General features: G+C 63.5%; 17 protein-coding genes and 2 pseudogenes. 11 read left to right on the top strand and 8 right to left on the bottom strand.

The features are described from left to right. Position 1: 1 nt before the first annotated feature. From ACFWAY_RS32475 to ACFWAY_RS32425, 11 genes are all read left to right on the top strand, one after another. Complete coding sequence (locus ACFWAY_RS32475; protein WP_378513440.1) at positions 2-1,381, top strand: amidase; 1,380 nt, start codon at positions 2-4, stop codon at positions 1,379-1,381. Positions 1,382-1,434: 53 nt separating this feature from the next. Further along, positions 1,435-2,730, top strand: coding sequence for an NAD(P)/FAD-dependent oxidoreductase (locus ACFWAY_RS32470; protein WP_378513439.1), 1,296 nt, complete (start codon positions 1,435-1,437; stop codon positions 2,728-2,730). 70 nt (positions 2,731-2,800) lie between these two features. Next, a complete protein-coding gene (locus ACFWAY_RS32465; RefSeq protein ID WP_378513438.1) occupies positions 2,801-4,030 on the top strand; it encodes an acetyl-CoA C-acyltransferase in 1,230 nt (409 codons plus the stop codon). Between the two features lie 26 nt (positions 4,031-4,056). Continuing rightward, complete coding sequence (locus ACFWAY_RS32460; protein ID WP_378513437.1) at positions 4,057-5,103, top strand: phosphotransferase family protein; 1,047 nt, start codon at positions 4,057-4,059, stop codon at positions 5,101-5,103. Between the two features lie 76 nt (positions 5,104-5,179). Beyond that, a complete protein-coding gene (locus tag ACFWAY_RS32455) occupies positions 5,180-6,100 on the top strand; it encodes an SDR family NAD(P)-dependent oxidoreductase (protein ID WP_378513436.1) in 921 nt (306 codons plus the stop codon). Positions 6,101-6,338: 238 nt separating this feature from the next. Next, positions 6,339-6,506 (top strand): SMR family transporter, encoded by a 168-nt coding sequence (locus tag ACFWAY_RS32450; RefSeq protein WP_378513470.1) that lies wholly within the window; start codon positions 6,339-6,341, stop codon positions 6,504-6,506. Continuing rightward, on the top strand, positions 6,503-7,576 hold the full coding sequence (moaA, locus tag ACFWAY_RS32445) for a GTP 3',8-cyclase MoaA (protein ID WP_378513435.1): 1,074 nt from the start codon (positions 6,503-6,505) through the stop codon (positions 7,574-7,576). Before ACFWAY_RS32450 ends, moaA begins: the two co-directional genes overlap by 4 nt. A gap of 967 nt (positions 7,577-8,543) precedes the next feature. Beyond that, positions 8,544-9,485: a LysR substrate-binding domain-containing protein gene (locus tag ACFWAY_RS32440; RefSeq protein WP_378513434.1), complete on the top strand. Its 942-nt coding sequence runs from the start codon at positions 8,544-8,546 to the stop codon at positions 9,483-9,485. 19 nt (positions 9,486-9,504) lie between these two features. Then, complete coding sequence (locus ACFWAY_RS32435) at positions 9,505-10,389, top strand: AAA family ATPase (RefSeq protein WP_378513433.1); 885 nt, start codon at positions 9,505-9,507, stop codon at positions 10,387-10,389. 3 nt (positions 10,390-10,392) lie between these two features. After that, a complete protein-coding gene (locus tag ACFWAY_RS32430; protein ID WP_378513432.1) occupies positions 10,393-11,490 on the top strand; it encodes a VWA domain-containing protein in 1,098 nt (365 codons plus the stop codon). Then, entirely contained in the window at positions 11,483-12,607 is a 1,125-nt protein-coding gene (locus ACFWAY_RS32425) for an XdhC family protein (protein WP_378513431.1), read from the top strand. Before ACFWAY_RS32430 ends, ACFWAY_RS32425 begins: the two co-directional genes overlap by 8 nt. 972 nt (positions 12,608-13,579) lie before the next feature. Here ACFWAY_RS32425 and ACFWAY_RS32420 read toward each other — a convergent pair. From ACFWAY_RS32420 to ACFWAY_RS32385, 8 genes and pseudogenes are all read right to left on the bottom strand, one after another. Then, on the bottom strand, positions 13,580-14,896 hold the full coding sequence (locus tag ACFWAY_RS32420; RefSeq protein ID WP_378513469.1) for an MFS transporter: 1,317 nt from the start codon (positions 14,894-14,896) through the stop codon (positions 13,580-13,582). Between the two features lie 123 nt (positions 14,897-15,019). Then, the gene (locus ACFWAY_RS32415; protein WP_378513430.1) at positions 15,020-17,368 is read right to left on the bottom strand and encodes a xanthine dehydrogenase family protein molybdopterin-binding subunit; all 2,349 of its coding nucleotides are present in this window, start codon (positions 17,366-17,368) and stop codon (positions 15,020-15,022) included. Beyond that, positions 17,368-17,871, bottom strand: a complete 504-nt coding sequence (locus ACFWAY_RS32410; RefSeq protein WP_378513429.1) for a (2Fe-2S)-binding protein — start codon at positions 17,869-17,871, stop codon at positions 17,368-17,370. Before ACFWAY_RS32410 ends, ACFWAY_RS32415 begins: the two co-directional genes overlap by 1 nt. Then, a complete protein-coding gene (locus ACFWAY_RS32405; protein WP_378513428.1) occupies positions 17,868-18,743 on the bottom strand; it encodes an FAD binding domain-containing protein in 876 nt (291 codons plus the stop codon). The genes ACFWAY_RS32410 and ACFWAY_RS32405 overlap by 4 nt, the downstream gene beginning before the upstream one ends. 353 nt (positions 18,744-19,096) lie before the next feature. Next, a pseudogene (locus ACFWAY_RS32400) lies at positions 19,097-19,237 on the bottom strand (IS3 family transposase); the annotation flags it as partial. A 278-nt stretch (positions 19,238-19,515) separates the two neighbouring features. Then, positions 19,516-19,663 (bottom strand): annotated as a pseudogene (locus tag ACFWAY_RS32395) (integrase core domain-containing protein); the annotation flags it as partial. Between the two features lie 428 nt (positions 19,664-20,091). Beyond that, positions 20,092-21,489 carry a flavin monoamine oxidase family protein gene (locus tag ACFWAY_RS32390; protein ID WP_378513427.1) on the bottom strand — a complete coding sequence of 466 codons (1,398 nt, stop codon included), beginning with the start codon at positions 21,487-21,489 and terminating at the stop codon, positions 20,092-20,094. Between the two features lie 460 nt (positions 21,490-21,949). Then, the gene (locus ACFWAY_RS32385; protein WP_378513426.1) at positions 21,950-23,422 is read right to left on the bottom strand and encodes an APC family permease; all 1,473 of its coding nucleotides are present in this window, start codon (positions 23,420-23,422) and stop codon (positions 21,950-21,952) included. Positions 23,423-23,478: the final 56 nt, after the last annotated feature.

The following is a 23,478-nucleotide window of genomic DNA, read 5'->3' as shown; positions in this document are numbered from 1 at the left end:
TGTGATCGAACCCCACATGCTGACCGGTTCGGAAGCCCTCCCGCTTCTTCGAACGGGCCAGCTCACCGTGGAAGGGTTGGCGAGGTCCTGCCTGAAGCGCGTCGCGGAGCGAGAGCCCAGCGTACGGGCCTGGTCATACCTCGATCCAGAGGCGGTACTGGCCGAGGCTCGGCGCCTCGACCGCGAAGAGCGGAAGGGGCCCCTGCACGGCATCCCGGTTGGGGTGAAGGACGTGATCCTCACCAAGAACATGCCAACACAACAGAATTCGCCGATCTATGCGGACGATTCTCCGAGGATCGATGCCGCGTGCATCCAGACGCTGCGGGCTGCGGGTGCCCTTATCTTCGGTAAGACGGTGACTACCGAGTTCGCGGCAACGGCGTCAGGCGGGCCGACCAGAAACCCGCATGATCTCGCGCGGACGCCAGGCGGTTCCTCGAGCGGATCCGGCGCTGCGGTGGCGGACTTTCACGTCCCGATCACGCTTGGGACGCAGACGGGTGGATCGACCATCCGTCCGGCTTCCTACAACGGTATTTCAGCCCTGAAGCCCACCTGGAATGCGATCAACAGAGAAGGTCTCAAGATCTTCGTCCCGTCCACCGACACTCTCGGGTTCTGTGCACGCTCAATCCAGGATCTCGAACTGCTTGCTGACGTCTTCCAGCTCGAGGACTGCGTGCCCGCCAAGCGAATCGAACTGTCCGATGCACGCATCGGCTTCTATCAGGGTCCCGCCTGGGATCGGGCAGAGGACGCCACCCGCGCGGCCATGGACCTCGGCGCCGCCCTGCTTCGTGATGCGGGCGCACATGTCGAGGAGCTGACGCTGCCGTCAGCCTTCGACGACGTGCTGACCCAGTTCGGGATCATTTTGGCAGGGGAGGCTCGAACGAGCTTTCTGCACGAAGCGCTCATGCACCCCGATATTCTTCGCGACGAGTTCATGGCCTTCGTCGATGACCGGAACACGGTGTCGCGACGGGACCTCGTCGACGCGTATGACAAGGTGGCATCACTTCGACGGGTGTTCGACGAAAGGGCAGGCGCTTTCGACGCCGTGCTGACGCCGAGCGTGCCGGGCGAGGCACCACCCGGAATCGACCGCACCGGAGATCCGGTCTTCAACTCGATGTGGACCGTGTTGCACACACCGGTCGTCAACATTCCAGGGTTTTCCGGTCCGAATGGCATGCCGGTCGGTCTCTCCTTGGTGTCGCCGCGCTACACCGACCGGCAACTCCTCGCAATCTCCGCGGAAGTAACCGACCTGTTCGTCGCCAAAGGAGGTTGGCGGCTCGGCGCGGATGAACGCCGCGAAAGTGTGGCGGCACAACGTGGTGCGCTTGTCGACCAGAGCATGCCGGTAAGGGGATAGCTGTGCCAGGAGGTATTGACTCGCCGGAGCACATCCGCGAAGGGAGCCGATCGATGCGGACCCCGCGAGTGGTGATCGTCGGATCGTCGGTTGCAGGCGTTCGAGCAGCGCAATCGTTGCGTACGTGTGAGTACACCGGTGAGGTTGTCCTCGTCGGTGAGGAGCTCGAGTTGCCGTATGACAAGCCGCCGCTGTCCAAGGGGCTGTTGGCCGGCGGTGAGCGTGCGCCCAAATTGTCGTTGTTGTCAGCCGAGGAAGCCGACGCCGCGGGCATCGAATTGGTTCTGGGCAGGTGCGCCGTTCATCTGGATGTGCCGGGTCGTGAGGTTGTCCTCGCCAGTGGTGAGCGGCTGGCCTTCGATGATGTGGTGATCGCGACAGGCGCCCGGGCGCGCCCTTCGCCGTGGGGGCGCACCGAGGGTGTCCATGTGCTGCGTTCGTTAGCGGATGCCTCCGCGTTGCGTGCTGATCTTGTGCGGGGTGGTCACCTGGTGGTGATCGGCGGCGGGTTCATCGGATCGGAAGTCGCCTCGACAGCCAGGGGTTTGGGGCTCGAGGTAACGGTGGTCGACCCTCAGGCGGTCCCGATGGGCCGTGTTCTCAACCCGGAGATCGGCCGGTTGTTCACGGAGTTGCATGAACGTAACGGGGTTCGGACCAGGTTCGGTGTCGGTGTGGAGGGTATCGACGGATCTCGGGGGGCTTTGCGGGTTCATTTGTCGGACGGATCCATCCTGCGAGCGGCCACCGTGGTGGTAGGCATCGGGGCAATCCCGAATGATGGGTGGCTCGGTTCGTCCGGTTTGAGGGTCGAGGACGGCCTGGTGTGCGATGAGTACAGTCGGGCGGTCGGAGCGCCCCGGGTGCACGCGGTTGGCGATGTTGCGCGCTGGTATCACCCGACGCATCGGGCGCACATGCGTGTTGAGCATTGGACGAATGCCGTCGAACAGGCGGCGTGTGTGGCGCACAACATTACTCATCCGGAGCGACTGCGTATGCATGCGCCGTTGGAGTACATCTGGAGCGATCAGTACGACTGGAAGATCCAGATCGCGGGGCGTACTGGTGGGGCCATGGAGCATTGTGTGGTGACGGGACCGGAGCCCGGTCGGTCGTTTGCGGTGTTGTACGGCGATGGCGAAGGCGCCCTGCGGGGTGTGGTTGCCGTCAATTGGGTGCGTGCTCTGGTGGAGTGTCGTCGCGCGCTCGGTGCGGGTGGCGATGTGTCGGTCGGGGAGGTACGCGAGAAGATCACCGCGCTGGTGAACCACAAACCTCGACCGAATCGGACAAGCGCCGACCGGATGCCTATGCACTCCAATGGGAGTCGCAGCCTCGACTCGTGAGTGACCATGGTCGGATACAGATGATCGGCGAACGCCATCCCTTCGCACAACAGGAAGAGCTGAGTACCAAATGAGAGAAGCAGTGATCGTCTCGACGGCGCGGACGCCGATCGGTAAGGCGAACCGTGGGGCGTTCAACGACACCCAGGCCCAGGAGCTTGCGGCCCATGCGATTTCGCACGCGGTGCAGCGCGCCGGGCTCGACGGCGGTGAGGTCGACGACGTGATCCTCGGGTGCGCACTGCAGCAGGGCTCCTCGGGTGGAAACGTCGCCCGGCAGGCGGTGCTACGTGCGGGATTGCCGGAGACCGTGTCGGGCATGACGATCGACCGTCAATGCTCCTCGGGGTTGATGGCGATCGCGACGGCGGCCAAGCAGATCATCAGCGACGGAATGTCGATCGCGGTCGGCGGTGGTGTGGAGTCGATTTCGCTGGTCCAGAATGATCACGCCAACAACTATCGCGCCGCCGATCCCTGGCTGGTCGAGAACAAACCGTCCATTTACCAGCCGATGTTGCAGACCGCCGAGATCGTTGCCGAGCGATACGGAGTGAGCCGGGACCGGCAGGACGAGTACGCCCTGCAGTCGCAGCAGCGCACGGCGGCGGCGCAGGATGCGGGCCGATTCGATCGTGAGATCGTCGCGTTGCCCAGCATCAAGACGGTCACCGACCGGGAGACCGGGGAGGTGCGCACGGAGCGGGTGACGCTGACCCGGGACGAGGGCAACCGTGCGTCGACCACCCTGGAGGGTTTGCAGGGTCTGCGCGCGGTGCTGCCGGACGGCCGGGTCAGCGCGATATCGACCGTGACGGCGGGCAACTCGTCACAACTGTCGGACGGTGCGTCGGCGTCGGTACTGATGGAGGCGGGGGAGGCACAGCGGCGTGGATTGACGCCGCTCGGCCTGTATCGGGGCATCGCGGTAGCCGGGTGCGGGCCGGACGAGATGGGCATCGGCCCGGTGTTCGCGATTCCGAAACTGCTGAAGGCCCATGACCTCACGCTCGACGACATCGGCCTGTGGGAGCTCAACGAGGCGTTCGCGTCGCAGGCGGTGTACTGCCGTGACGAGCTCGGTATCGATCCAGAGCGGTTCAACGTGAACGGTGGCGGCATCTCGGTCGGTCACCCGTACGGGATGACCGGTGCCCGGCTGGTGGGCCACGCGTTGATCGAAGGCAAGCGGCGTGGTGTGCGGTACGTAGTGATCACGATGTGTGTCGGTGGTGGCATGGGTGCGGCCGGCCTGTTCGAGGTCGCCCGTGATCGCGCATCGAGTGACGACCGGCGGTGACGATGTCGAGCGAGGAGCGGATCGCGATGAACGAGGAAGTAGCGACTGAACAGGCCGCACCTGATGGGCTGGATCTCGATTCGTTGCAACGCTTCTTCGAATCGACAGTGGGTGCATACGGCCTGGTGCGTGCGGAGCTCTTGCAAGGCGGTCGATCCAATCTCACTTACCGCATCACGGATGGGTATTCGTCATGGGTGCTGCGACGACCGCCATTGGGTGGCCTGACACCCTCCGCACACGACATGGGCCGAGAGTTCAGGGTGGTAAGCGCACTCGCGGGCAGCGGAATACCGGTCGCTTCCCCTGTCCGGTACTGCGAGGACCTTTCCGTGTTGGGTGTCCCGTTCTCGGTCGTGGGGTATGTACCTGGACGGGTGATAAGGACCCACGACCAACTGCACACGCTCAGCGCGGGAGACATTGTCCGATGCGGGAACAATCTGGTCGACCTGCTGGCACAGTTGCACGCCGTGCCGCCTGAGGCGGCGGGTCTAGCGGGATTCGGCCGCGCCGACGGCTACTTGGACCGGCAGATTCGACGGTGGCGGGACCAATGGCGGCGGGTTGCCGCGCGCGATCTCGAGGACATCGAGACGCTGCACGCCCGGCTCGCCGATGACGTTCCGGCCGAGAGTGGATCAGCAATTGTCCACGGTGACTACCGCATCGACAACGCCATCCTGGACCCGGACGATCCCGCGAAGGTTCTTGCTCTGGTCGACTGGGAGATGGCCACGATCGGTGACCCGCTGGCCGATCTCGCGTTGCACCTGGTCTATCGCGATCCTGCCTTCGATCCAATCCTGGGCGGTTTCGCGGCTTCCACCAGCGATCGTTTGCCATCGATTCCGGAAATGGCACAGCGTTACGCCACGGTCTCCTCTCGGGATCTGGGCAACCTGGACTTCTATCTCGCGCTCGGCTACTTCAAGCTGGCTGTCATTGCCGAGGGAATCCACTCGCGCTACCTACACGGGAATACGCGTGGAACGGGGTTCGATAGGGTAGGCGAAGCCGTCCCCGACCTGGCGGCAGCTGGTCTTCGGGCATTGAGCGTGGCCCGCAGGTAATGAGGTCGAATCACATTGTCGGGCACGGGCTGCCGATTTCGGCAAGGTCGCCGCACAGCACAGAGAGGATTCCGAAGTGAATCGAGTTTCGCCCGGAGGGCAGGTCGCGATCGTGACGGGGGCGGGACAGGGAATCGGCCGGGCTGAGGCGCTCGCGTTTGCCCGTCTTGGTTCTCATGTCGTCGTCAACGATGTGGCGAAAGAGCATGCCGACGCCGTGGTCGGCGAGATTGTGAAACTCGGAGGCCAAGCGGTTGCCAGCTACGATTCGGTTGCGACCGCCGAGGGCGGTGCGGCCATCGTCGACCTCGCTCTGAGCCGGTATGGCACCGTGGATGTCGTGGTCAACAACGCCGGCTTCCTGCGGCCGGCGCTGTTCGAGAACCTAACGGTGGCCAACGTCGAGGAAATCATCGACGTCCACCTCAAGGCGGCATTCTTCGTGACACAGCCTGCGTGGCGTGTGATGAAGAGCAAAGGCTATGGCCGTGTGGTTATGACCGGTTCGAGCGCCGGGATGTTCGGGCAGGGTGCCAATAGCAACTACTGTGCGGCCAAGGGAGGGGTCTTCGGGCTTACCCGGGCACTTGCCGTCGAGGGTGCCGATCACGGAATCGGCGTGAATCTAGTACTTCCCTTTGCCTCGACCACGATCAGCGCCAGCAATCCCATCCCGGGCATCAGCGTGCAACGGGAACGATACGGCGGTTCCTATGACGGCAGACTGGCGGAGCGTCGCACGGTGGATTCCGTTGCACCTTTGGTTGCCTATCTCGGCAGTCCCGAGTGCAGCCTCTCCGGCGAAGTATTCTCCGCGTGCGCAGGACGCTACGCCCGGGTATTCGTGGGAATCGGGCAGGGATGGACGGCACCCGATGTCGACGTCGTTTCACCGACAACGATCTCCGAGCATCTCTCCGAGATCCGAGCAGCCGAGCCGTATATCGAACCCGAAAACATGTTCGCCGAAGTCGCCGAAGTCGCACGCGCCTTGTAAGTGCAAGGCGCACAATACCGGCACCAGGAGACCGAAACGGGGTGTTCCTCCGTATCCATCCGTCGAGTTCGATGGAGACGTATCGCCGGGGATACCTGCGCGTTCACCACGGCCGCAGACTACGTCCCTGCGATCGGTCCGCAGGATCGACCGCAGTGCGTTGCAGCCGCTCTTGCTGCACGGAGCCAGATCGTTCGAGGAGTGAAGATGGGTAGTCTTAGTATATTTCTACTTTGCCATCGCGATCGCCAGGGTCGTCGAAGTTATCGACACCTCCGGGCTCAGGTCTTCGAACGGTTTCAGCCCACTCTGGCACTTGGTGACGGCGGTTGTCGGCTACGGGATAGCCCTCTCCTTTCGCATCGTCGATTCGCCAGGTAACTCGATGACGGTGGTGACACGGTGACCACGGTTGCCAATCCGGTCCAATTGGGAGTGCCCGGTGTGCGAGAGTATCGATCGTCGTCGAGGGTTGCGCGCCCAGCGGTCCCCGTGCTCGTCGATAGCTTCGGCCGTATCGCCCGCGATCTGCGTGTTTCTATCACCGAGAAGTGCTCGCTGCGCTGCACGTACTGCATGCCTGTCCAGGGTTTGCCCGAGATCCCGCGGGATCGATTGCTTACCGCTGCCGAGATCGTCCGGCTGGTCCGGATCGCGGTTGAGCGACTCGGGGTGCGCGAGGTTCGTTTCACTGGTGGTGAACCTCTGATGCGCCACGACCTCGAGGACATGATCGCCGGCTGCGCGGAGGCGGCACCAGGTGTGCCGCTGTCGATGACCACCAACGCGATCGGTCTCGAGCGCCGGGCCAGGGCACTCGCGACGGCCGGACTGAGCAGGGTCAACGTGTCGCTGGATTCGCTCGACCGCGCGCATTTCGCTGAGTTGACGCGCCGAGACCGACTGCCCTCGGTGTTGTCCGGAATAGCGGCCGCCTCACAAGCGGGACTCGCGCCGGTCAAGATCAATGCCGTATTGATGCAGGAAACACTCACCGGCGCAGCGGATCTGCTGGCGTGGTGCCTCACAAACGGGTGCCATCTCCGGTTCATCGAGGAGATGCCGCTCGACGCAGATCACGCATGGACCCGGGACCGCATGGTGGACGCAGCGATGCTGCTTACCGTCCTAGGGGAGCGCTTCGACCTCGCCGAGGTCGGTCGCGAGGACCCGTCGGCACCAGCCGAGGAGTGGACCGTGGACGGCGGACCGGCGACCGTCGGAATCATCGCCGCGGTAACGAGAAAGTTCTGCGCAGATTGTGACCGTACCCGGCTGACAGCGGAGGGGACGGTTCGTGCATGTCTGTTCAGCGACAGCGAGATCGACCTGAGAGTCGCCCTCCGTCGCGGCGCGAGCGATGAGGAGGTAGCACAGTTGTGGCGCGAAGCAATGTGGAACAAGACGCCTGGCCACGGTATCGGTTCGGATGGGTTCGAGTCGCCGAACCGCACCATGGGGGCGATCGGTGGCTGAGTTTCCGATCCGGGTCCGGTACAACGCGGCCGCGGAGGAGCCCAACTCGTCGCACGGCGAGTCCGTGCAGACAAGACAAGGTGCGACGCTCGGAGACCTCGAGGACGCGCTATTTGTCCTGCGCGGCCGCAGATGGAACGGGTCCAACGCATCAGGGCCGAGGTTCCGATCGGGAAGCGGCAACACTTCGCAGAAAAGCCACGGAACGGGTTGGCCTCTAACAGAAGAGCATCATCGTCTTCCAACGCCCGTCGCAATCTCGTCACCACGACACACGATCTTGGCTCCACGTCTGATGCGTTGCCTCAACCATCGTGAAACCCGCGACGTCACGCGGAAACTATAGTAGGTATGTCGCGTAACCGTAGGTTTCCCGGGGACCTGTCAATCGCTGGTACGCGAATGGCCGCCACCGAAGTTCCACGGACTCGGGACATCCTCCGAGTTGTCACCAGATCGATCAGAACGCGAGTTCCGAGTGTCCACCTGGAAAGTTGCGGCACCCCCACCGCGGAACTACATCACGATTGCGAGGAATCAATGAATCCAGAGGATAAGGACATCTTCGACTTCGCCCGCCTGTGGATACCCTATGGTGGGCCAAGCCGCGGGGACATCCTGGTCAAGTTCGGCATGACACCGTCCCGTTTCTACGGTCACCTTATGCGAATCGTCGGGGAGGCCGGAGTAGCGGTGCTGTCGTCCGAAGAGAGGCGGTTCCTCGATCGCCTCAACGAACATTCCCACTCGACCGCGCCGAGGAACCGCTGACAACAGATGCTGCATCAACACACCGTGCACGATAGATTGACCTTGGCGCCAACTTATCTCGGCGATGGGGTGGCCGCTAGGTTGGTGAGAACTTGCCGGGTTGCTGGTGAGAAGCCCCAGCGGGTGTCGATATTCCGCCCGGATCGCGAAGCGCATGACTTCGGCGGGACGTCCGGTTTACCCCATTGATGTGGCTATGAGTGATCGAAGTTATCACCCCACATTGGCGCAACTCCGTGCCTTTGCTGCGGTGGCTGAATACCGACATTTCGGCTATGCTGCAGCGCATCTCGGCGTGAGCCAGCCCACACTCTCTCAAGGATTGGCAGCACTTGAGGCTGGGCTCGGGGTGCGGCTGATCGAGCGCAGCACCCGACGTGTGATTGTTACCGGCGCTGGTATGCGTCTACTACCGATGGCGGTGAAGACACTGGAGTGCGCCAACATGTTCGTTGCGGCTGCCTCGGATGAGGAGGACCAATGGTTCGAGCCTATCCGGATCGGTTTGATCCCGACCGTCGCACCCTATTTGCTTCCGGCAATGTTGCCCGCGTTGCGCAAGAGGTTTCCTGGCCTGCGTCTCGTTGTAATCGAGGACCAGAGGGCTGGGCTACTGGAGGCGCTGCGAGCCGGCATTCTGGACGTGGCTGTGTTGGCTTTGCAGTCGGTTGCCTACAGCGGCGCTGTCGAGATTGAACTCTATTCCGAGGATCTCATCCTGATTGTCCCGCAGGGCGACCCGATCGCAGGGGAACGTGGTCTGCCGTTGTCCGCTCTGCGTGATCTGACGCTGCTCCTGCTGGAGGAGGGTAGTTGCCTGCGCGACCATACGCTGGATCTGTGCCGCTCGATCGGCGCGTTTCCGCCGTCAGGAGACTCCAGGTTCTCCTCGCTTGCGACAATCGTGCAGTGCGTTGTCGGCGGCCACGGGGCCGCCCTGGTGCCCGAGTCGGTCGCCGAGATCGAAACCGAGGGCGCCGCGGTGGCGGCCGCGAGATTCTCCTCACCCGCGCCGAGTCGGACTGTCGGGCTCGTTTACCGGAGTTCGAGCAGTCGGAGCGAACACTATCGACAACTCGCCGAGGCACTGGCTGAGACGAGGCCAAGGGCTTCCGCAATCCAACACACAGTTAACTGACGTACGTTAGGATGAGGAGGTGGACCAACAGAGCGCCTCCGCGCAGGATCTCACTGAGCGACTGGCTGGGACCGGCTACCTCGCAGACCCTGGCCTGGGTACCGCCATCTTCCTCGCGTGCAAGATGCACAAACCGCTGTTCTGTGAGGGCGAGCCGGGGACTGGGAAGACTGCCCTGGCCAAGGCGCTCGCCGAGGCGCTTGACCTCGAGCTCATACGGTTGCAGTGTCACGAGGGGATCGATAAGTCCCAGGCGCTGTACGACTGGGACTTCGGCCGTCAGCTAATGCATCTGCGTGCCCTCGAGGCGGCGAACACGAGCCAGCTCGACGCTGACGAAGCCGAGAAATCCGTGTACGACGAGCGTTTCCTGCTCGATCGGCCTTTGCTGCGCGCGCTTCGGTCGGCTCCGTGCGTGCTGCTAGTTGACGAGATCGACCGCGCGGACGACGAGTTCGAGGCATTCTTGCTGCAGATCCTCGACGAATTCACGGTGACCATCCCGGAGTTGGGCGAAGTCAGGGCGAGCACCGCACCACTGGTCGTCCTGACCTCCAACCGGACCCGCGAAGTGCACGACGCACTGAAGCGCCGCTGCCTCTACCACTGGCTGGAACATCCAGATATGGCACGGGAGATCGCGATCCTGCGCCGTCGCGTACCGGAGCTGAGCGAGTCGATGGCACGCCAGGTGTCCCAGGCGGTGGCCAAGCTGCGCAAGATGGCATTGCTCAAACCGCCAGGCGTCGCGGAGAGCATCGACTGGGCCTACGCGCTGCTCGCGCTCGACCGGGATGTGCTGGACGTGCAGACGGCGGCGACCACCCTCGGTGCGGTGTTGAAGTTCCATGAGGACACCGACCGGGTCATCGCCTCCGGGCTGGACTCCCTGCTGGCCGGGTGAGCCATGGATCCGATGCCCGGCCTGATCGGCTTCAGCCGTGCACTCGCCGCGTCGGGACTCCGGGTGAACATCCACCGCAGCCTCACGTTCCTGGCCAGCGTCGAGCACGTGGACATTGCCGACCCGCAGCAGCTGTACTGGGCCGGCCGGGCTTCATTATGCGCGGAGCCGGAGGACTTCTCGGTGTACGACAGGGTCTTCTCCAGCTGGTTCGGCGTGTCCCGGCTGACTGCGCCGCCCGTTGACCGGCATGAGCAACCTCGCCGCAGCAACCTCGCCGCGCTGACCCTTGAGCCAGGTGAGCAACGGGAGGACACCGAGAACCCGCTGCAGACCGCAGCACAAGACATCGAGTTACTGCGGCACCGTGACCTCGCGGAGCTGAGCACGGCCGAACTTGCGCACCTCGGGACGCTGCTGACCATGCTGGACACCCGGCCACCCCGGCGGCGCAGCAACAGGTTGAGGCCGAGCAGGCGGGGTGAGCTGGACCCGGGCCGCACCCTGCGCCGGATGCTGGCCACAGGCGGAGAACCTGCGCACCTCGCCCACCACAACAAACGGCAGAAGCCGCGCAGGGTGGTGCTGCTGATCGACGTATCCGGCTCGATGAGCCCGTACTCGGATGCACTGTTGCGGTTCGCGCATGTGCTCACACGCGCCGCCCCGGCAAGCACGGAGACGTTCACCTTCGGTACCCGGCTGACCAGGGTTAGTCGGGCGCTGCGGGCCAAGGACCCTGAAATCGCCCTCGCCGCTGCCGGTCACGCGGTGCCCGACTGGGCGGGCGGGACCAGGATCGGCGAATCTATCCAGCTATTCTGCGATCGCTGGGGGCAACGCGGGATGGCCAGGCGGGCGGTCTTCGTGGTGTTCTCCGACGGCTGGGAACGCGGCGACTGCGCGCAGCTCGGCGAACAAATGACACGACTGAGTCGCCTCGCACACCGGGTGTTCTGGGTTAATCCGTACGCCGGACGCGACGGTTACCAACCGGTGCAATCCGGTATCGCAGTGGCCCTTCCCCATCTGCATGCCTTGCTTGCCGGGCACAGTATTTACACATTGGAACTGCTGTTGAATAAGGTGCGCGATGCGTGAACTCTTGGATGAAGTACTGCGTCTGACCGCTCGCGGCGAGACCGTCGGGCTCGCCACCGTGGTGGCCACCTTTCACTCTGCCCCGCGCGAACCTGGTGCGGCGATGCTGGTGGCCGCGGATGGCACGGTGAGCGGCAGCGTCTCCGGCGGCTGTGTCGAGGGTGCCGTCTACGAGCTGGCCAGCGAGGTCGTCAACGACGAGGTTCCGGTGCTGCAGCGTTATGGTGTCACCGATGAGGACGCGTTCTCTGTCGGGCTCACCTGCGGCGGGATCCTGGACGTGTTCGTGGAGAAGATCGTCGATGCACCATGGCTTCGGCTGCTCGGTGATTCGGTCGCCGCCGAACGACCTGTCGCGCTGGCCACGGTGATCGAACATCCCGATCGGACGGTGCGCGGCGCGCACCTGCTGGTGTGGCCTGACGATCGGATGGGTTCCCTCGGCTCGGAGAGCGCCGACGAGGCGGTCACCGATGACGTGCGGGGCGTGCTCGCCACCGGGCGCAGCGTCTCCCTGCATTATGGCCCGGCCGGTCAGCGCCGCGGCGAGGGCATGACGGTGTTCGTCTCGTCGTACGAGCCGCAGCCGCGGATGCTGGTGTTCGGCGCGATCGACTTCGCAGCCGCCCTGGTGCGGCTTGGTTCGTTCCTTGGTTACCGGGTGACGGTCTGCGATGCACGGCCGGTGTTCGCCACCGCGAGCCGGTTTCCAGAGGCGGACGAGGTGGTCGTCGACTGGCCACACCGATACCTGGAGAAGGAGCTCCAGGCGGGCAGGGTGGATCGGCGCACTGTGGTCTCGGTGCTGACCCATGACCCGAAGTTCGACATTCCGCTGTTGTCTGTAGCGTTGCGTGCCGACATTGGCTACGTGGGCGCGATGGGTTCCCGGAAAACTCACGCGGACCGGATAAATCGCCTGCGCGAGCAGGGGTTCAGCTCGGCCGAGCTGGAACTCCTGTCCTCGCCCGTCGGCCTCGATCTCGGCGCGCGCACTCCCGAGGAGACTGCGGTGTCGATCGCCGCGGAGATCATTTCCCTGCGCTGGGGCGGACAGGGTGTGCGTCTTTCCGCGCTTAAGGGCCCTATCCACCGCGACAGCGCGGTCGTACGGTGACCGTTCCCCGGCAATTTGTGTACAAATTGTCGTCACGTGGGTTGCCTTCGAGCGTGGCCCCGTACGGCTTACTCAACGTGGGGTCGCGGGTCGCCCTATGCCCCAGCCGATCACATCAGCCGGGTTCGCTCGGACAAGATCTTAGGGTATTCAGCCCTCAAGCACCGCCAGCGACCAGCTCTAGGAGAAGGTGCGGGCGAGATCCCGATCAGTGCGTAGGAGATCACGGCTGCAGACCCTCTGCGGGGGCGGAGTCGTAGGCCGGTTGCCGACTGGGCGTGGTGAAGGTCTGTGTCTGCAGCCATCACTCATATTTGCCGGTCCACGTCCGAGGACCTCCTGCCAGGGCTGGAACCGGTGCGTTCGACCTCCAACTCCAACTCGGAGAACGCGAGCATGCCCACGTCGGCAGATCGGTACCGCGAAAGTAGTGCGACCCCTGTCGCGGCCCTGCCGACCTCGCAGAGCGGGCTCGTGTAAGTCGGTGCCGTGCCCGCATCCGCCACGTCATCCGACGGTCCTCGCCATGGGAGCCCGCGCTGCCGACCGTGAACTTGACATTTATCAACTCCTGCACTGTCAAGGCAGCCATGCCCATGGAACGCTTTGCGCACGTGATCCTCTCGGCGCATGCCTGGGAACAGCGCATTGATACGCTGCAACCCAATCCGAGACCACGACCCGAGAACAAGCGCTACGCACTCCCGCCGAGTTTGAGTCCAACCGCTATGCGCTAAACGAGCCCCGGCAACTTGGCGGCGTCACACAAGCTTTGCATCACATTCGGTCCGATTCAATCAGTCCTTCGACGGTTCCGATCTGCCCGCCGTGGTTGTCGATCGTGTCCGCATCGCGCAACACTGTCGAAGTCCTTCCGATCCCGCCGCTCGCGCTAGCGATACAGGACTTCAGCGATTTCCTGCTTGTCGACCAGCGAAACGTTCTCTCCTCACCGCCCGCTTCGTCCCGTTGCTAGTCGGCCTGCAGTTCGATGCCCTTGGTCTCCTTGAGGAAGAGGACCGTCACGAGGGTGAGGACCGCACAGAAGACGAAGTACCCAGCGGGTGCCAGCGAGTTTCCGGTGGCGTCGATCAGCCAGGTCGCGATGAACGGGGCTGTGCCCCCGAGGAACATGGTCGTGATGTTGTTCCCAAGTGCGAGTCCGCTGTAGCGCACCGAGGCCTTGAGCATCTCGGCGTAGGTCACATACGTGGCGCCGTTGACGACCGACACTGCGACGAAGAGTGCCGACTGCCCCACGACCGCCTGCCAGACGCTGCCGCCTGCCATCAGCATGAACATCGGAATGCCCAGCACCACCGACGCCGCGCTGCCGGCGAAGAGTACCGGCTTGCGGCCGTACTTGTCCGCAAGATAACCCGAGATCGGAAGCGTGATCACACCCAGGGCCAGCGCTAGCGAGGTGGACAGGAACGCCATCGACGAGGAATGCCCGCCCTGGGTCTGTAGGTAGGTCGCCGCGTACACCGAGGCAATGTAGTACCCGCCCACGATGAGGGCACCGAGAAAAACGATCTTCAGAAGGCTCGTGCCAGAGGTGCTCAAGAGCTCCTTCACGGGAATCTTCTTCGTGTCGCCCCTGCCCGCCAACTCCTGGAACTGTGGAGTGTCCTCCATGGAGTTCCGGATCCAGATACCGACGACGCCCAGCATCAAGCTCAACACGAACGGCACACGCCACGCCCAATGGACGATCTGCTCGTGGGTGAAGATCGAAGTCAATGCGAGCGCGACCAGCGAGGCCACCAGTGAACCCAGGTAGGCCCCGGAATTGACCATCGACGTTTGGGTGGCGCGCCAACGCGGCGGTGCCGATTCAGAGACGAATGCGTTGGCGCCCCCGATCTCGCCACCCGCTGCAAAGCCCTGCAAGCAACGTGCGAGCGCGATTGTTGTCGTGGCCCACACGCCAAAGGTGACATATGTGGGCATGAAGCCAATCGCCGCCGTGGCGAGCGCCATGAGAAGGATTGTCCACGAGAGAGCGTTCTTGCGGCCGTACTTGTCACCGATGTGGCCGAAGAAGATACCGCCGGGGACGCGCAGGAAGAAAGCAACGGCGAAGGTCGCGAACGTGCCAAGCAACGCGGCGGTGTCATTGTCCGAGACGAAGAACAGCGAGGCGATGATGGTCGCCATGTAGCCGTAGATGGCGAAGTCGTAGTACTCGACAATTGTGCCCACCATGGCCGCCCGGATGACCTTGACGGGTGACTGGCGCTGCGGCTCTGTCGGTGCCATATCGGCGATGCCCGCGGCTGGTGGCATGGCGTCTTTTCCGAGCATTCGGTGTCCTTAGTTAGTGTCGGGTGTGGCAACACGATTGACGGTGTCGGATTCCGACTGTTGTCATGTCATAGAGCCGAACGGGCCGACATGCTGCCTGCGGACTCAGCTGTCCAGCACTCCGAGAAGCTCCAGGATCCGCGTCGGGGTGATGGGGGTCTCGAACACCCGGCCCCGTCCAACCTGCGCGAGCGCGTCGTCGATCGCGCAAAGCAGCGCGGCCGGAGCGAGCACCGTGCCACCTTCGCCCACGCCGCGGGAGCCGATCATCTTGTCTGTCTCGAACTCCAGGTGTTCGATCTCGATCTCGGGGACATCCGCAGCCGTGGGCATCAGGTAGTCCATGAACGTCGAGGACAAGTACTGTCCGTCGTCGCCGTAGGCGGAGTGCTCGTACATCATCCCGCCGATTCCCATGGCGATGCCGCCGATGACCTGGCCGTCGACGACGGCCGGGTTTATGACCCGACCGCAGTCTTCGACGACGAGGAATCGGATGATCTCGACCATGCCCGTCTCCTGATCGATCTCCACCCAGCATGCGTGGCTGGCCTGTGAGAAGCCGCCATTTTCGCCGTCGTAGCTGGCGACGTACTCAAGGTCCGTGTTCGCGCCGGGTGGCATCTGTTCGGGGGCTAGGTAGCACCCCATGGCGATTTGCGCCATGGGCACCGAAGCCCCGGGCGCGCCCTTCACTGAGACGATGCCGTTCTCGATCTGCAGGTCGTCCACGTTCGCCTCAAGCATGGCTGACGCGATGTCGAGGATCCGCCGTTTCAGCTCGCGGGAGGCGAGAACGATCGCGCCGCTGGCCATGGTCCCGGCGCGGCTAGCGCCGGTGCCAATCATCCCAAAAGGCGTCGCGTCGGTGTCGCCCCAGACAACGCGGACGTCCTCGAATGCCACACCGAGTTCGTCACCGATCAGCTGGGCAAAGGTGGTCTCGTGGCTCTGGCCGTGCGGTACCTGCGGGGTGAAGACCGTAACCTTGCCGTCGATCTCGATCCGCAACCGGGCGGGCTCTGCGCAGAAGGGGAAACCGGCGCCAGCCCAGAAGTCGGGAGTGCCCGGCTCGGGGTTGATATGGGTGCTGAGCCCGAATCCGATCAGCCTGCCTTCGGAACGGGCTTGCTCCTGATCGCGCGCGATTGTGTCCAGGTCGATCCGCTCGACGAGCGTTTCGAATGTTTCGGCGGCCGTGACATTCTCGAGCGTGACATTGGTGATCATCTTGGTTGGCTGGTCGTCGAGCGTCAGCATGTTGCGCCTGCGCACCTCCACTGGCGAGATGCCAACCTCCTGAGCGATCTTGTCGAGCAATCGCTCGCGTACGATCGTTTCGACGGCACCCGGTCCCCTCAGGGAGACGTAGCTCGCCTTGTTGGTAGCTACAATTTTATGACTGAACTGATAGGCGGGCAGGCGGTACGGCCCAGGAAGGCACATGCGCATGAGTCCGGGGAAGAGGGTGCTCGGTAAGTTGATCGGGTAGGCGCCGTGGTCAAGCAGCACCGCCACACGCAGACCTAGCAGGGTGCCGTTGGACGTTACCGCCGCCTCGATGTTGACCTGCTCCTCGCGGGCTCCGCCAGCGGCGGTGAGATTCTCATGGCGGTCTTCGACCCACTTGAGCACCGCGCCGAGATGCTTCGCCGCAGCGCACAGGGCGACGTCCTCGCGATAGACCGAGAACTTGAGGCCGAAGGAGCCGCCGATGTCGTTGGCGGTCACCCGGATCTGGTGGATTGGGTGGTTGATCAACTCAGCCAGGACGAACCGCAGGGTGTGGGTGGTCTGGGTGGAGGCCTCGTAGGTGAGCTGGCCGGTTCCACGGTCGAAGGTGGCGACGCCACCGCGCCCCTCCATTGGCACCGGCGCCCAGCGGTGCTGCGAGAAGCTCTCGGTGACAACATGGTCTGCCATGGAGAACGCGGCCTCGATGTCGCCGAAGAGTTGGTCGTCGGAGTGGATAATGTTGCCCGGCACATCGTCGAAGAGCTGCGGCGCGCCATCGGCGAGCCCGGCGGTCGTGCTCATCACCGGCTCGAGGACCTCATATCCCACCGTGATCAGCCCAGCGGCGTCCTCGGCCAAATAGCGGTTCTCGGCCACGACCAGGGCGACAGGCTCGCCGACAAATCGGACTACGTCACGCGCGATCGCCGGATAGGACGGGCAGTGCAGGCCGGGGATTGGCAGCGCAAAGTTGAGGTCGTTGGTGATTGCGCTCATGTCGGCGCCCGTGAAGATATGCACCACACCCTCAAGTTCGCGCGCCGCGGTGACATCGATGCTGGTGATCCGGGCGTGCGCCACCGTGCTGCGCAAGAAGTAGCAATGCAGCATCGAGCGGTCCTGCACGTCGCTGACGTAGCGGCCCGCCCCGGTGAGGAGGCGGACGTCTTCCTTGCGTCCGATCCGTGCGCCGACCAGACCTGAGATTACGCCAGCCATCAGTGTTCCGTTTCCGTGGCGCCAGCGGCGGCGGTCCCCGCTGCCAGTGCCCGCTCAACGCCATCGATGATTTGCTGGTATCCCGTGCAGCGGCACGTATTACCGGAGAGCTCCCTCCGGATCTGCGCGCGGGATTCGGGTCGGGTGCCCTCGGCGATCATGGAGCAAACGGACATGACGAAACCGGGGGTGCAGAACCCGCATTGGAACGCGTTACTGTCGCGCAGGGCCTGCTGCACGGGGTGTAGCACGCCGTCCTTTGCCAGCCCCTCGACTGTCGTGATCTCGTGGCCGTCGGCCTGCACTGCGAGCTGCAAACAGGAACGCGCAGCCTCGCCATCGAGCATCACTGTGCACGCACCGCATACGCCGTGTTCGCATCCGAGATGGGTTCCGGTCAGCCCGAGATCTTCCCGGAGAAAGTCGGCGAGCGTGCGCCGGGCCTCGACGGTGGCGGTACGGTCTCTGCCGTTCACCGTCACTGTGATCTCACGTGTGGTCATCGGTTCTCCCGGGCGTGTGTGGTGGCGGAGGTCAGGGCACGGCGAATGAGCACGCCGGCGACGTGGCGGCGGTAGGCGGCCGAGGCGTGCAGGTCGGACGTAGGGCTGATGCCCTCGAGCCCGGCGGCTGCTGCGTCGGCAATGGCCTTCTCCACGGGGGCCTGTCCGGCGAGGGCGGCCTCGACCCCGTTCGCCCGAACAGGGGTAGTACCCACCCCGGACACCGCGACCCGGGCCTCGGTGACCGTGTCCCCGTCGAGACGTATGACCGCGGCGACGCCCACCATCGCGAACCCGACATGCTTACGGGATAGCTCCTCGTAGGCCGCGCCGGTGCCCGATGCGGCGGACCGGACACGCACAGCGGTGAGGATCTCGTCATCGGCCAGGTTGGTGCTGAAGGCCCCGGTAAAGAACTCGGCTGCCGGTATGACGCGCTCGCCGGCCGGCCCCTGCACTACAATCTCCGCATCGAGGCAGACTGCGACGGCTGGGAGCTCGGCGCCCGGATCGGCGTGGGCCAGGCTTCCGCCGATGGTGCCGCGGTTACGGATCGCAGGGTAGCCGATGAGCCGGACAGCCTCGGCCACCAGAGGGCATGCGCGGCGCACCACATCGGAGCGCTCCGCTGTGCGCTGCCGGACAAGCGCGCCGATGGTCAGCAGGCCATCCGCCTCGGAGATCTCGCTCAGCGCGGCGATCCCGTTGATGTCCACGATCCTGGTGGGGTGAGCCAGGCGGAAGTTCAGCTGCGGCATCAGGCTCTGTCCCCCGGCAAGGACCTTAGTGGCACCTCCGTCCGTGTTGGTCAGGGCCTCCACCGCCGCAGTCAGCGATGTCGGCGACAGATATTCGAAGGCAGCGGGTTTCATCGCCCACACGCTTCTTTGTGCGATCTGCCACACGGCGCCGTTCGAGGCCTCCGGTCGGACCGCGAGCCCTGCGCCGCACGTCGTCCATCTTCCTCAAGTCTTGAACGAGTCACTGGATTCTCCAATCGAAACGTGCGTTCGCCACGGCAAGCCTGTCCGAATAACTAACGTACGTATGCACGGTCACGAACGTACATTTAGTCAGTTCTACTTGTCAATAGCCGCACGGTCGCTGCAATATCACGAAGTAGGCAAGGCGGCGACAGCGGGCTTCCAACCGTATGAGGTCGAAGCGCTGCCGGTCCGGCGCAGTGGTCTGCCGCGAAGATCTCGGACAATGGAGATCGCTAAATTCAGTCCGCGATCGCGGTGTGCTGGTAACTGTAGTGGACCTCGTTCGGGAAGCGGCAGTCGAGCGCGAAATGCCGTCGCCGTGAGTTGTAAAACCCCTCGACGTACTTGATGAGGTCCTGTCTTGCATGATGTTTCGTCGAAGAGACCCGTGCGGTGGCGGATTCAACCGGCCGTCTCGGCACTACGTTGTTTAACTGACTATAGTTGCCCGGTAGGAACTTCGGTAGGTGTGCGCCCATCGAGGATATGCGAGGGCGGTTGTTCAATGTCGCCGCGATGGCGTCGAGTTCGCGTCTTCCATAGCGAGAGATGTCTGTTTCAGTCTGAAAGCATTGGCGCAGTAGTCCGTTGGTGCTCATATTCACCCCTCGCTGCCACGCACGGGCTGTAACGGTCGCAGAAGTAGACCTTGATGCCGCAACCCGATCCCGGTGTGCCGATGCTCGTGGTTGGGCCAGTTGGTGAAGCTCTCCATGAATCCCCGTGCGTCACCCAGTGATCCGAACCGTTCAGGGAACTCCGGTCCGTACTTCAACGTCTTGAAACAACGACTCCGAGTACGGGTTGATGCTCCTATAGATGTCAAGCGGCCTGGACGAGCGTTGTTTGGACTTTCGCGTCGGCGGCCCGGGCATAAGACGTTGTAGATTTCGCGTGCGATGTAGCGCTTGAGGCAGCGGATGACCTCAGCTTTCGTCTTCCCTCGGCGAGTCGACGAGTCATGTAGGCGCGGGTGGGTTCGTCGAGGGCGACCGCGAAGTGGCGCACGCCTCGAAGGACTTCATGCCACGTGATGCTGCTCACCACATTCATACCCGGCTCCTGCAGCCCGGCCTCGCCGCCCTGCACGACCCAGACCCAGCCGCACCCAGCCGGTTGCGGGCCTGCTGCACGCAACGACCAACACGCCCTCGACCAATTTACCCAGGAGGCCGAAACGCGGCATGAACGTCAAGACGACTCAACATCACCCGACTTCGCCGGACCAAGCCCTCTAGCCGATCGACGTTGCAGCGGGACCCGAGGATGCCCCTCCCAGCATAGCTATCGGTTGGCGGGCCTCCTGGCTGCCGACGTGGCGCATCTCCCGCACCTGCCGCCCCGCGCGAAGGCCGGACTCGATCGCGCCGTCGATGAATCCGCACCAGCCGCTTGCGATATCTGATGTAGCGAAGACGAGTCGGCCCTCGGGCCGCGCGAAGTTCTTGTGCGGTGCAAAGCGCGCGAGCTGGCCACGTTTCGGGAACGGCCAACCACCCCCGGCGAAAGCGTCGTCGTCCATGTAAGTGCCAGCGGCGATCTCGGCTACCTCCACGTGCGGGAGAATGTCCTGGATCGCCGCCGTGACTTCTTCCGGATCGTGGGCATCCTTAAGGGTAGGACTGCCGAAGAGTCCAACTATCTGTTCGTCCGACGATCGCTGGTGGGCGGACCACATCATGCCGATCGGATGCCCAGCGTGAGGCTGAACGTAAAAGCGACGACTCTCTCCTCGGATCACGGCGACGATCCTCGACCCGCGTGCTACCTGCATACCCTCGCGGGCAGCTGCAGCTCGATCGGCCGACAGAGCCGGCGAGAACTCGATGCGCGGCCAGATCCCCGACGGGGTCGCGATGACTGCGGTTGGGGCAGAGAAGGTGCGTTGGCTTGCTGTGTCCACCCGGACGCCATCCTGGTCGCTGGTCACGGCCGTCACCGGCTCGTTGAGGCGAAGTTCGGCCCCGCCGTCGGCGATTATCGCGTTGATGAGGCTGACCGTGCCGCGGGCCAACTTGTAGCCGAACACCGCCTCCTGGTTCGCCTCGTAGTTGTGGCCCGACAGCGCCCACCAGCGCATCAGCGTCAGGAAGCTGCTCTTCGAGACATCGTCGCCCGATTCCAAACTGAGGAGGCCGGCGAGGTATGCGTCGTCATCGGGCGAAAGGTCCATCTGGTCGAGTCGATCGCGGACCGAGAGCTGGTCGAGTTCTGCCACCATCTCGCCTGCGAACTGCGGATCGAAGGGACGCGGAACCGCCCCCCGCGACCGCTCGAAGAAACGCTCGAGCAAGGCCTTCTCGCGAAGCTCGTGTTCTTCGAAGCCGTACCACTTCAGACCTGAGCCTGCCGGAACCAGCGCCCAATCGGGCGGTTCCGCCCCGGCCACGATCTCAGTATCGAGGCCGTATCGGCTGATCTCCGACCACGTGTGCGGCTGCAGCCAGTGGACATAGGTGCCGCCGATCTCGATGAGCTCGCCATCGGTCAGCCGCGACGTCCAGGTTCGTCCCCCCACCCTGTCGCGCGCTTCGAGCAGGACGGTGCGAAGCCCCCGTGTCGAGCATTCACGTGCCGCCGTGGCACCCGCAAATCCGGCACCTATGACGATGACGTCGTAGTCGTAACGCATAACGTTTCTCCGTTCATACTCTGAGTGGTGAGTTCCAAGCTCTTGGGAAGGCCGTGCGAGCCGCCAAATATTCAGGGTTGTTCCCCTCGAAGCACCCGCCCGAGCCGTAGCGGCCCACGCTGCCTGACCCCGTATCGGGAAACTGCCGCCACTGGATGCAGCAGGCTGTTCTGGGCCCCGGTCGGATGGTCCTGGGCGACGCGTTGCCAGAGACACCGGCCGCCGAATGCATGGACGGAGCGGGGTGTGCGCCCGTCGTCGTCCCGATTCTGATCAGTTGACGGTGCTGCAAGGGACAGAAGATTCATGCCAGGCGTGCGACTGGTCACTTCGAATGAAAATCTATTCGCTGCCGCTATTTCAACAGCGATAACGGGAGTGGATCACCCCGGTGTGGTTGTTGAGCGAAGTAGGAAGACTCTAGGGGCCAACCGGCGCCATCTGCTTAAGCTAGTACCACCTATATCGGGTCGTCTTCGAACTGCTGGTGGAGAGATGGCGCAGTGACGATCGTTGGCAGGTTGTTCTGCGGCGTGGAACGACGTAGTGGCGCTCCCAACGTTCGTCCAAGCGATACGATCAACAGGAGAGCGGCGAGGCCAATGCCGATTATGGGTGCGACTTTTTGAATTGCTCCCGTCACGTGTGTCACGTTGTATACGAGAAGCCATGCGATGAATACGAATCCGAAGGCGCCGGCACCTGATGCAATGGACACCAACTTGCGGTCTCGACGCTTCAGGGCAACGAGCCCGACGCACATCGCGGCATAAGGGAAAAGCCATAGGTAGATGAGTGTGGGGGAGATCGCGGTCATGGCTTGCATGGGTGATTGCCGAACTACAAACTGGGACAACGCTGGTACGCCGACCGCGAAGATACCCAGGATCGCCACGGCACTGGCGGGCGTGTGCGACTTCGGGCTGATCCTTCCGAGCCATGAGGGGAGCATGCCGTCGGTTGCAGCTGTTGCGATGATGCGTGATGCGGTGTTGAAAACCGCGATCATGCAGGCGAATGCTCCAACAGTCAGGCTCGCGTCCAGGGGCACGTTGAGTAAGCCAACCCCAGCTGCATTTGCCAGGATCGCCGATGGTGACTCGCCGGCGTTTATTGCATCTAGGTTGTTCAGGAGCACTGGTGCGAATACAAGGCATCCGAGCAGGATGAGCGCTACAACGAGCGCGACCAGGAAGTAGAGGATTCGCGGAATGTTTCGAACGGGATTCCTGGTTTCGCGCCCAAGAGCAGTGAATCCCTCAAATCCGACCAGTCCGGTGAAGGCGAGGACGAGACCCGATGTCAGGTCAGCTAGATGGACGCCCTTCAGGGTGAGCGCCGTATCCCAGGCGACGTTGTTGTGGAGCAACGTCGCGACGAGGACGATGAGCACGAACGGAACGGACACTAGCGTCGCGCCAATAGCCCAGCGTGCCGAAAGCTCGACGCCTCGATAGGCGATGTAGCCGGCAAGGAGAGACAGGGCGGCAATGACACCGACCTGCGCCGACGGCGCGTTTGCCCAGGATTGTTCGAGATCGAGGAGCAGCCCTTGAGCAAAGATCAGGGTGAAGATGCTGGCGACTGGTATCAAGGCCAGATATCCGATGATCAGTGGAGCCCCAGAAACAATCCGGGACTTCTCGCCGAAGGCATCACCCAGATAGGACATCAGTGAGCCGGTGACGATGTACCGGCGGGCGAACACTGCGATGGCTGCCACTAGGCAGATGAGGACGGGAATGTCCAACAGAACGGCGAACCACGATCCGCTCCCAGCCGTCAGCGCAATGCCCGCGGTCGTCGAGATCATGATGACGCAGGGCGCGATGTAAGCGGCGCCCATGCCCATGGCCTTGGCCATGGATAGACTTTCCGATTGTAGTGCGGCCAAATGGTCGTCATCACCCGCCGGAAGCTCCATGTCTGTCATACACGTCTCCATTCTTGAGAATTGAGCCGTGAACGGGCCCATTGTATGTGTCATGC

Origin of the sequence: Rhodococcus sp. NPDC059968, from assembly GCF_042738615.1 — a bacterium.
In the GTDB taxonomy this organism is placed as follows: Bacteria; Actinomycetota; Actinomycetes; order Mycobacteriales; family Mycobacteriaceae; genus Rhodococcus_F.
The sequence above is the reverse complement of the archived record's forward strand: the minus strand, read 5'-3'. Positions and strand labels throughout refer to the sequence as shown.

Excerpts from the sequence above, each read along its gene's own strand:
- ACFWAY_RS32470 (WP_378513439.1), top strand. The coding sequence starts at position 1,435 with ATGCGGACCCCGCGAGTGGTGATCGTCGGATCGTCGGTTGCAGGCGTT.
- ACFWAY_RS32465 (WP_378513438.1), top strand. The coding sequence starts at position 2,801 with ATGAGAGAAGCAGTGATCGTCTCGACGGCGCGGACGCCGATCGGTAAG.
- ACFWAY_RS32460 (WP_378513437.1), top strand. The coding sequence starts at position 4,057 with ATGAACGAGGAAGTAGCGACTGAACAGGCCGCACCTGATGGGCTGGAT.
- ACFWAY_RS32440 (WP_378513434.1), top strand. The coding sequence starts at position 8,544 with ATGAGTGATCGAAGTTATCACCCCACATTGGCGCAACTCCGTGCCTTT.
- ACFWAY_RS32430 (WP_378513432.1), top strand. The coding sequence starts at position 10,393 with ATGGATCCGATGCCCGGCCTGATCGGCTTCAGCCGTGCACTCGCCGCG.
- ACFWAY_RS32425 (WP_378513431.1), top strand. The coding sequence starts at position 11,483 with ATGCGTGAACTCTTGGATGAAGTACTGCGTCTGACCGCTCGCGGCGAG.
- ACFWAY_RS32420 (WP_378513469.1), bottom strand. The coding sequence starts at position 14,896 with ATGCCACCAGCCGCGGGCATCGCCGATATGGCACCGACAGAGCCGCAG.
- ACFWAY_RS32415 (WP_378513430.1), bottom strand. The coding sequence starts at position 17,368 with ATGGCTGGCGTAATCTCAGGTCTGGTCGGCGCACGGATCGGACGCAAG.
- ACFWAY_RS32410 (WP_378513429.1), bottom strand. The coding sequence starts at position 17,871 with ATGACCACACGTGAGATCACAGTGACGGTGAACGGCAGAGACCGTACC.
- ACFWAY_RS32405 (WP_378513428.1), bottom strand. The coding sequence starts at position 18,743 with ATGAAACCCGCTGCCTTCGAATATCTGTCGCCGACATCGCTGACTGCG.
- ACFWAY_RS32390 (WP_378513427.1), bottom strand. The coding sequence starts at position 21,489 with ATGCGTTACGACTACGACGTCATCGTCATAGGTGCCGGATTTGCGGGT.
- ACFWAY_RS32385 (WP_378513426.1), bottom strand. The coding sequence starts at position 23,422 with ATGACAGACATGGAGCTTCCGGCGGGTGATGACGACCATTTGGCCGCA.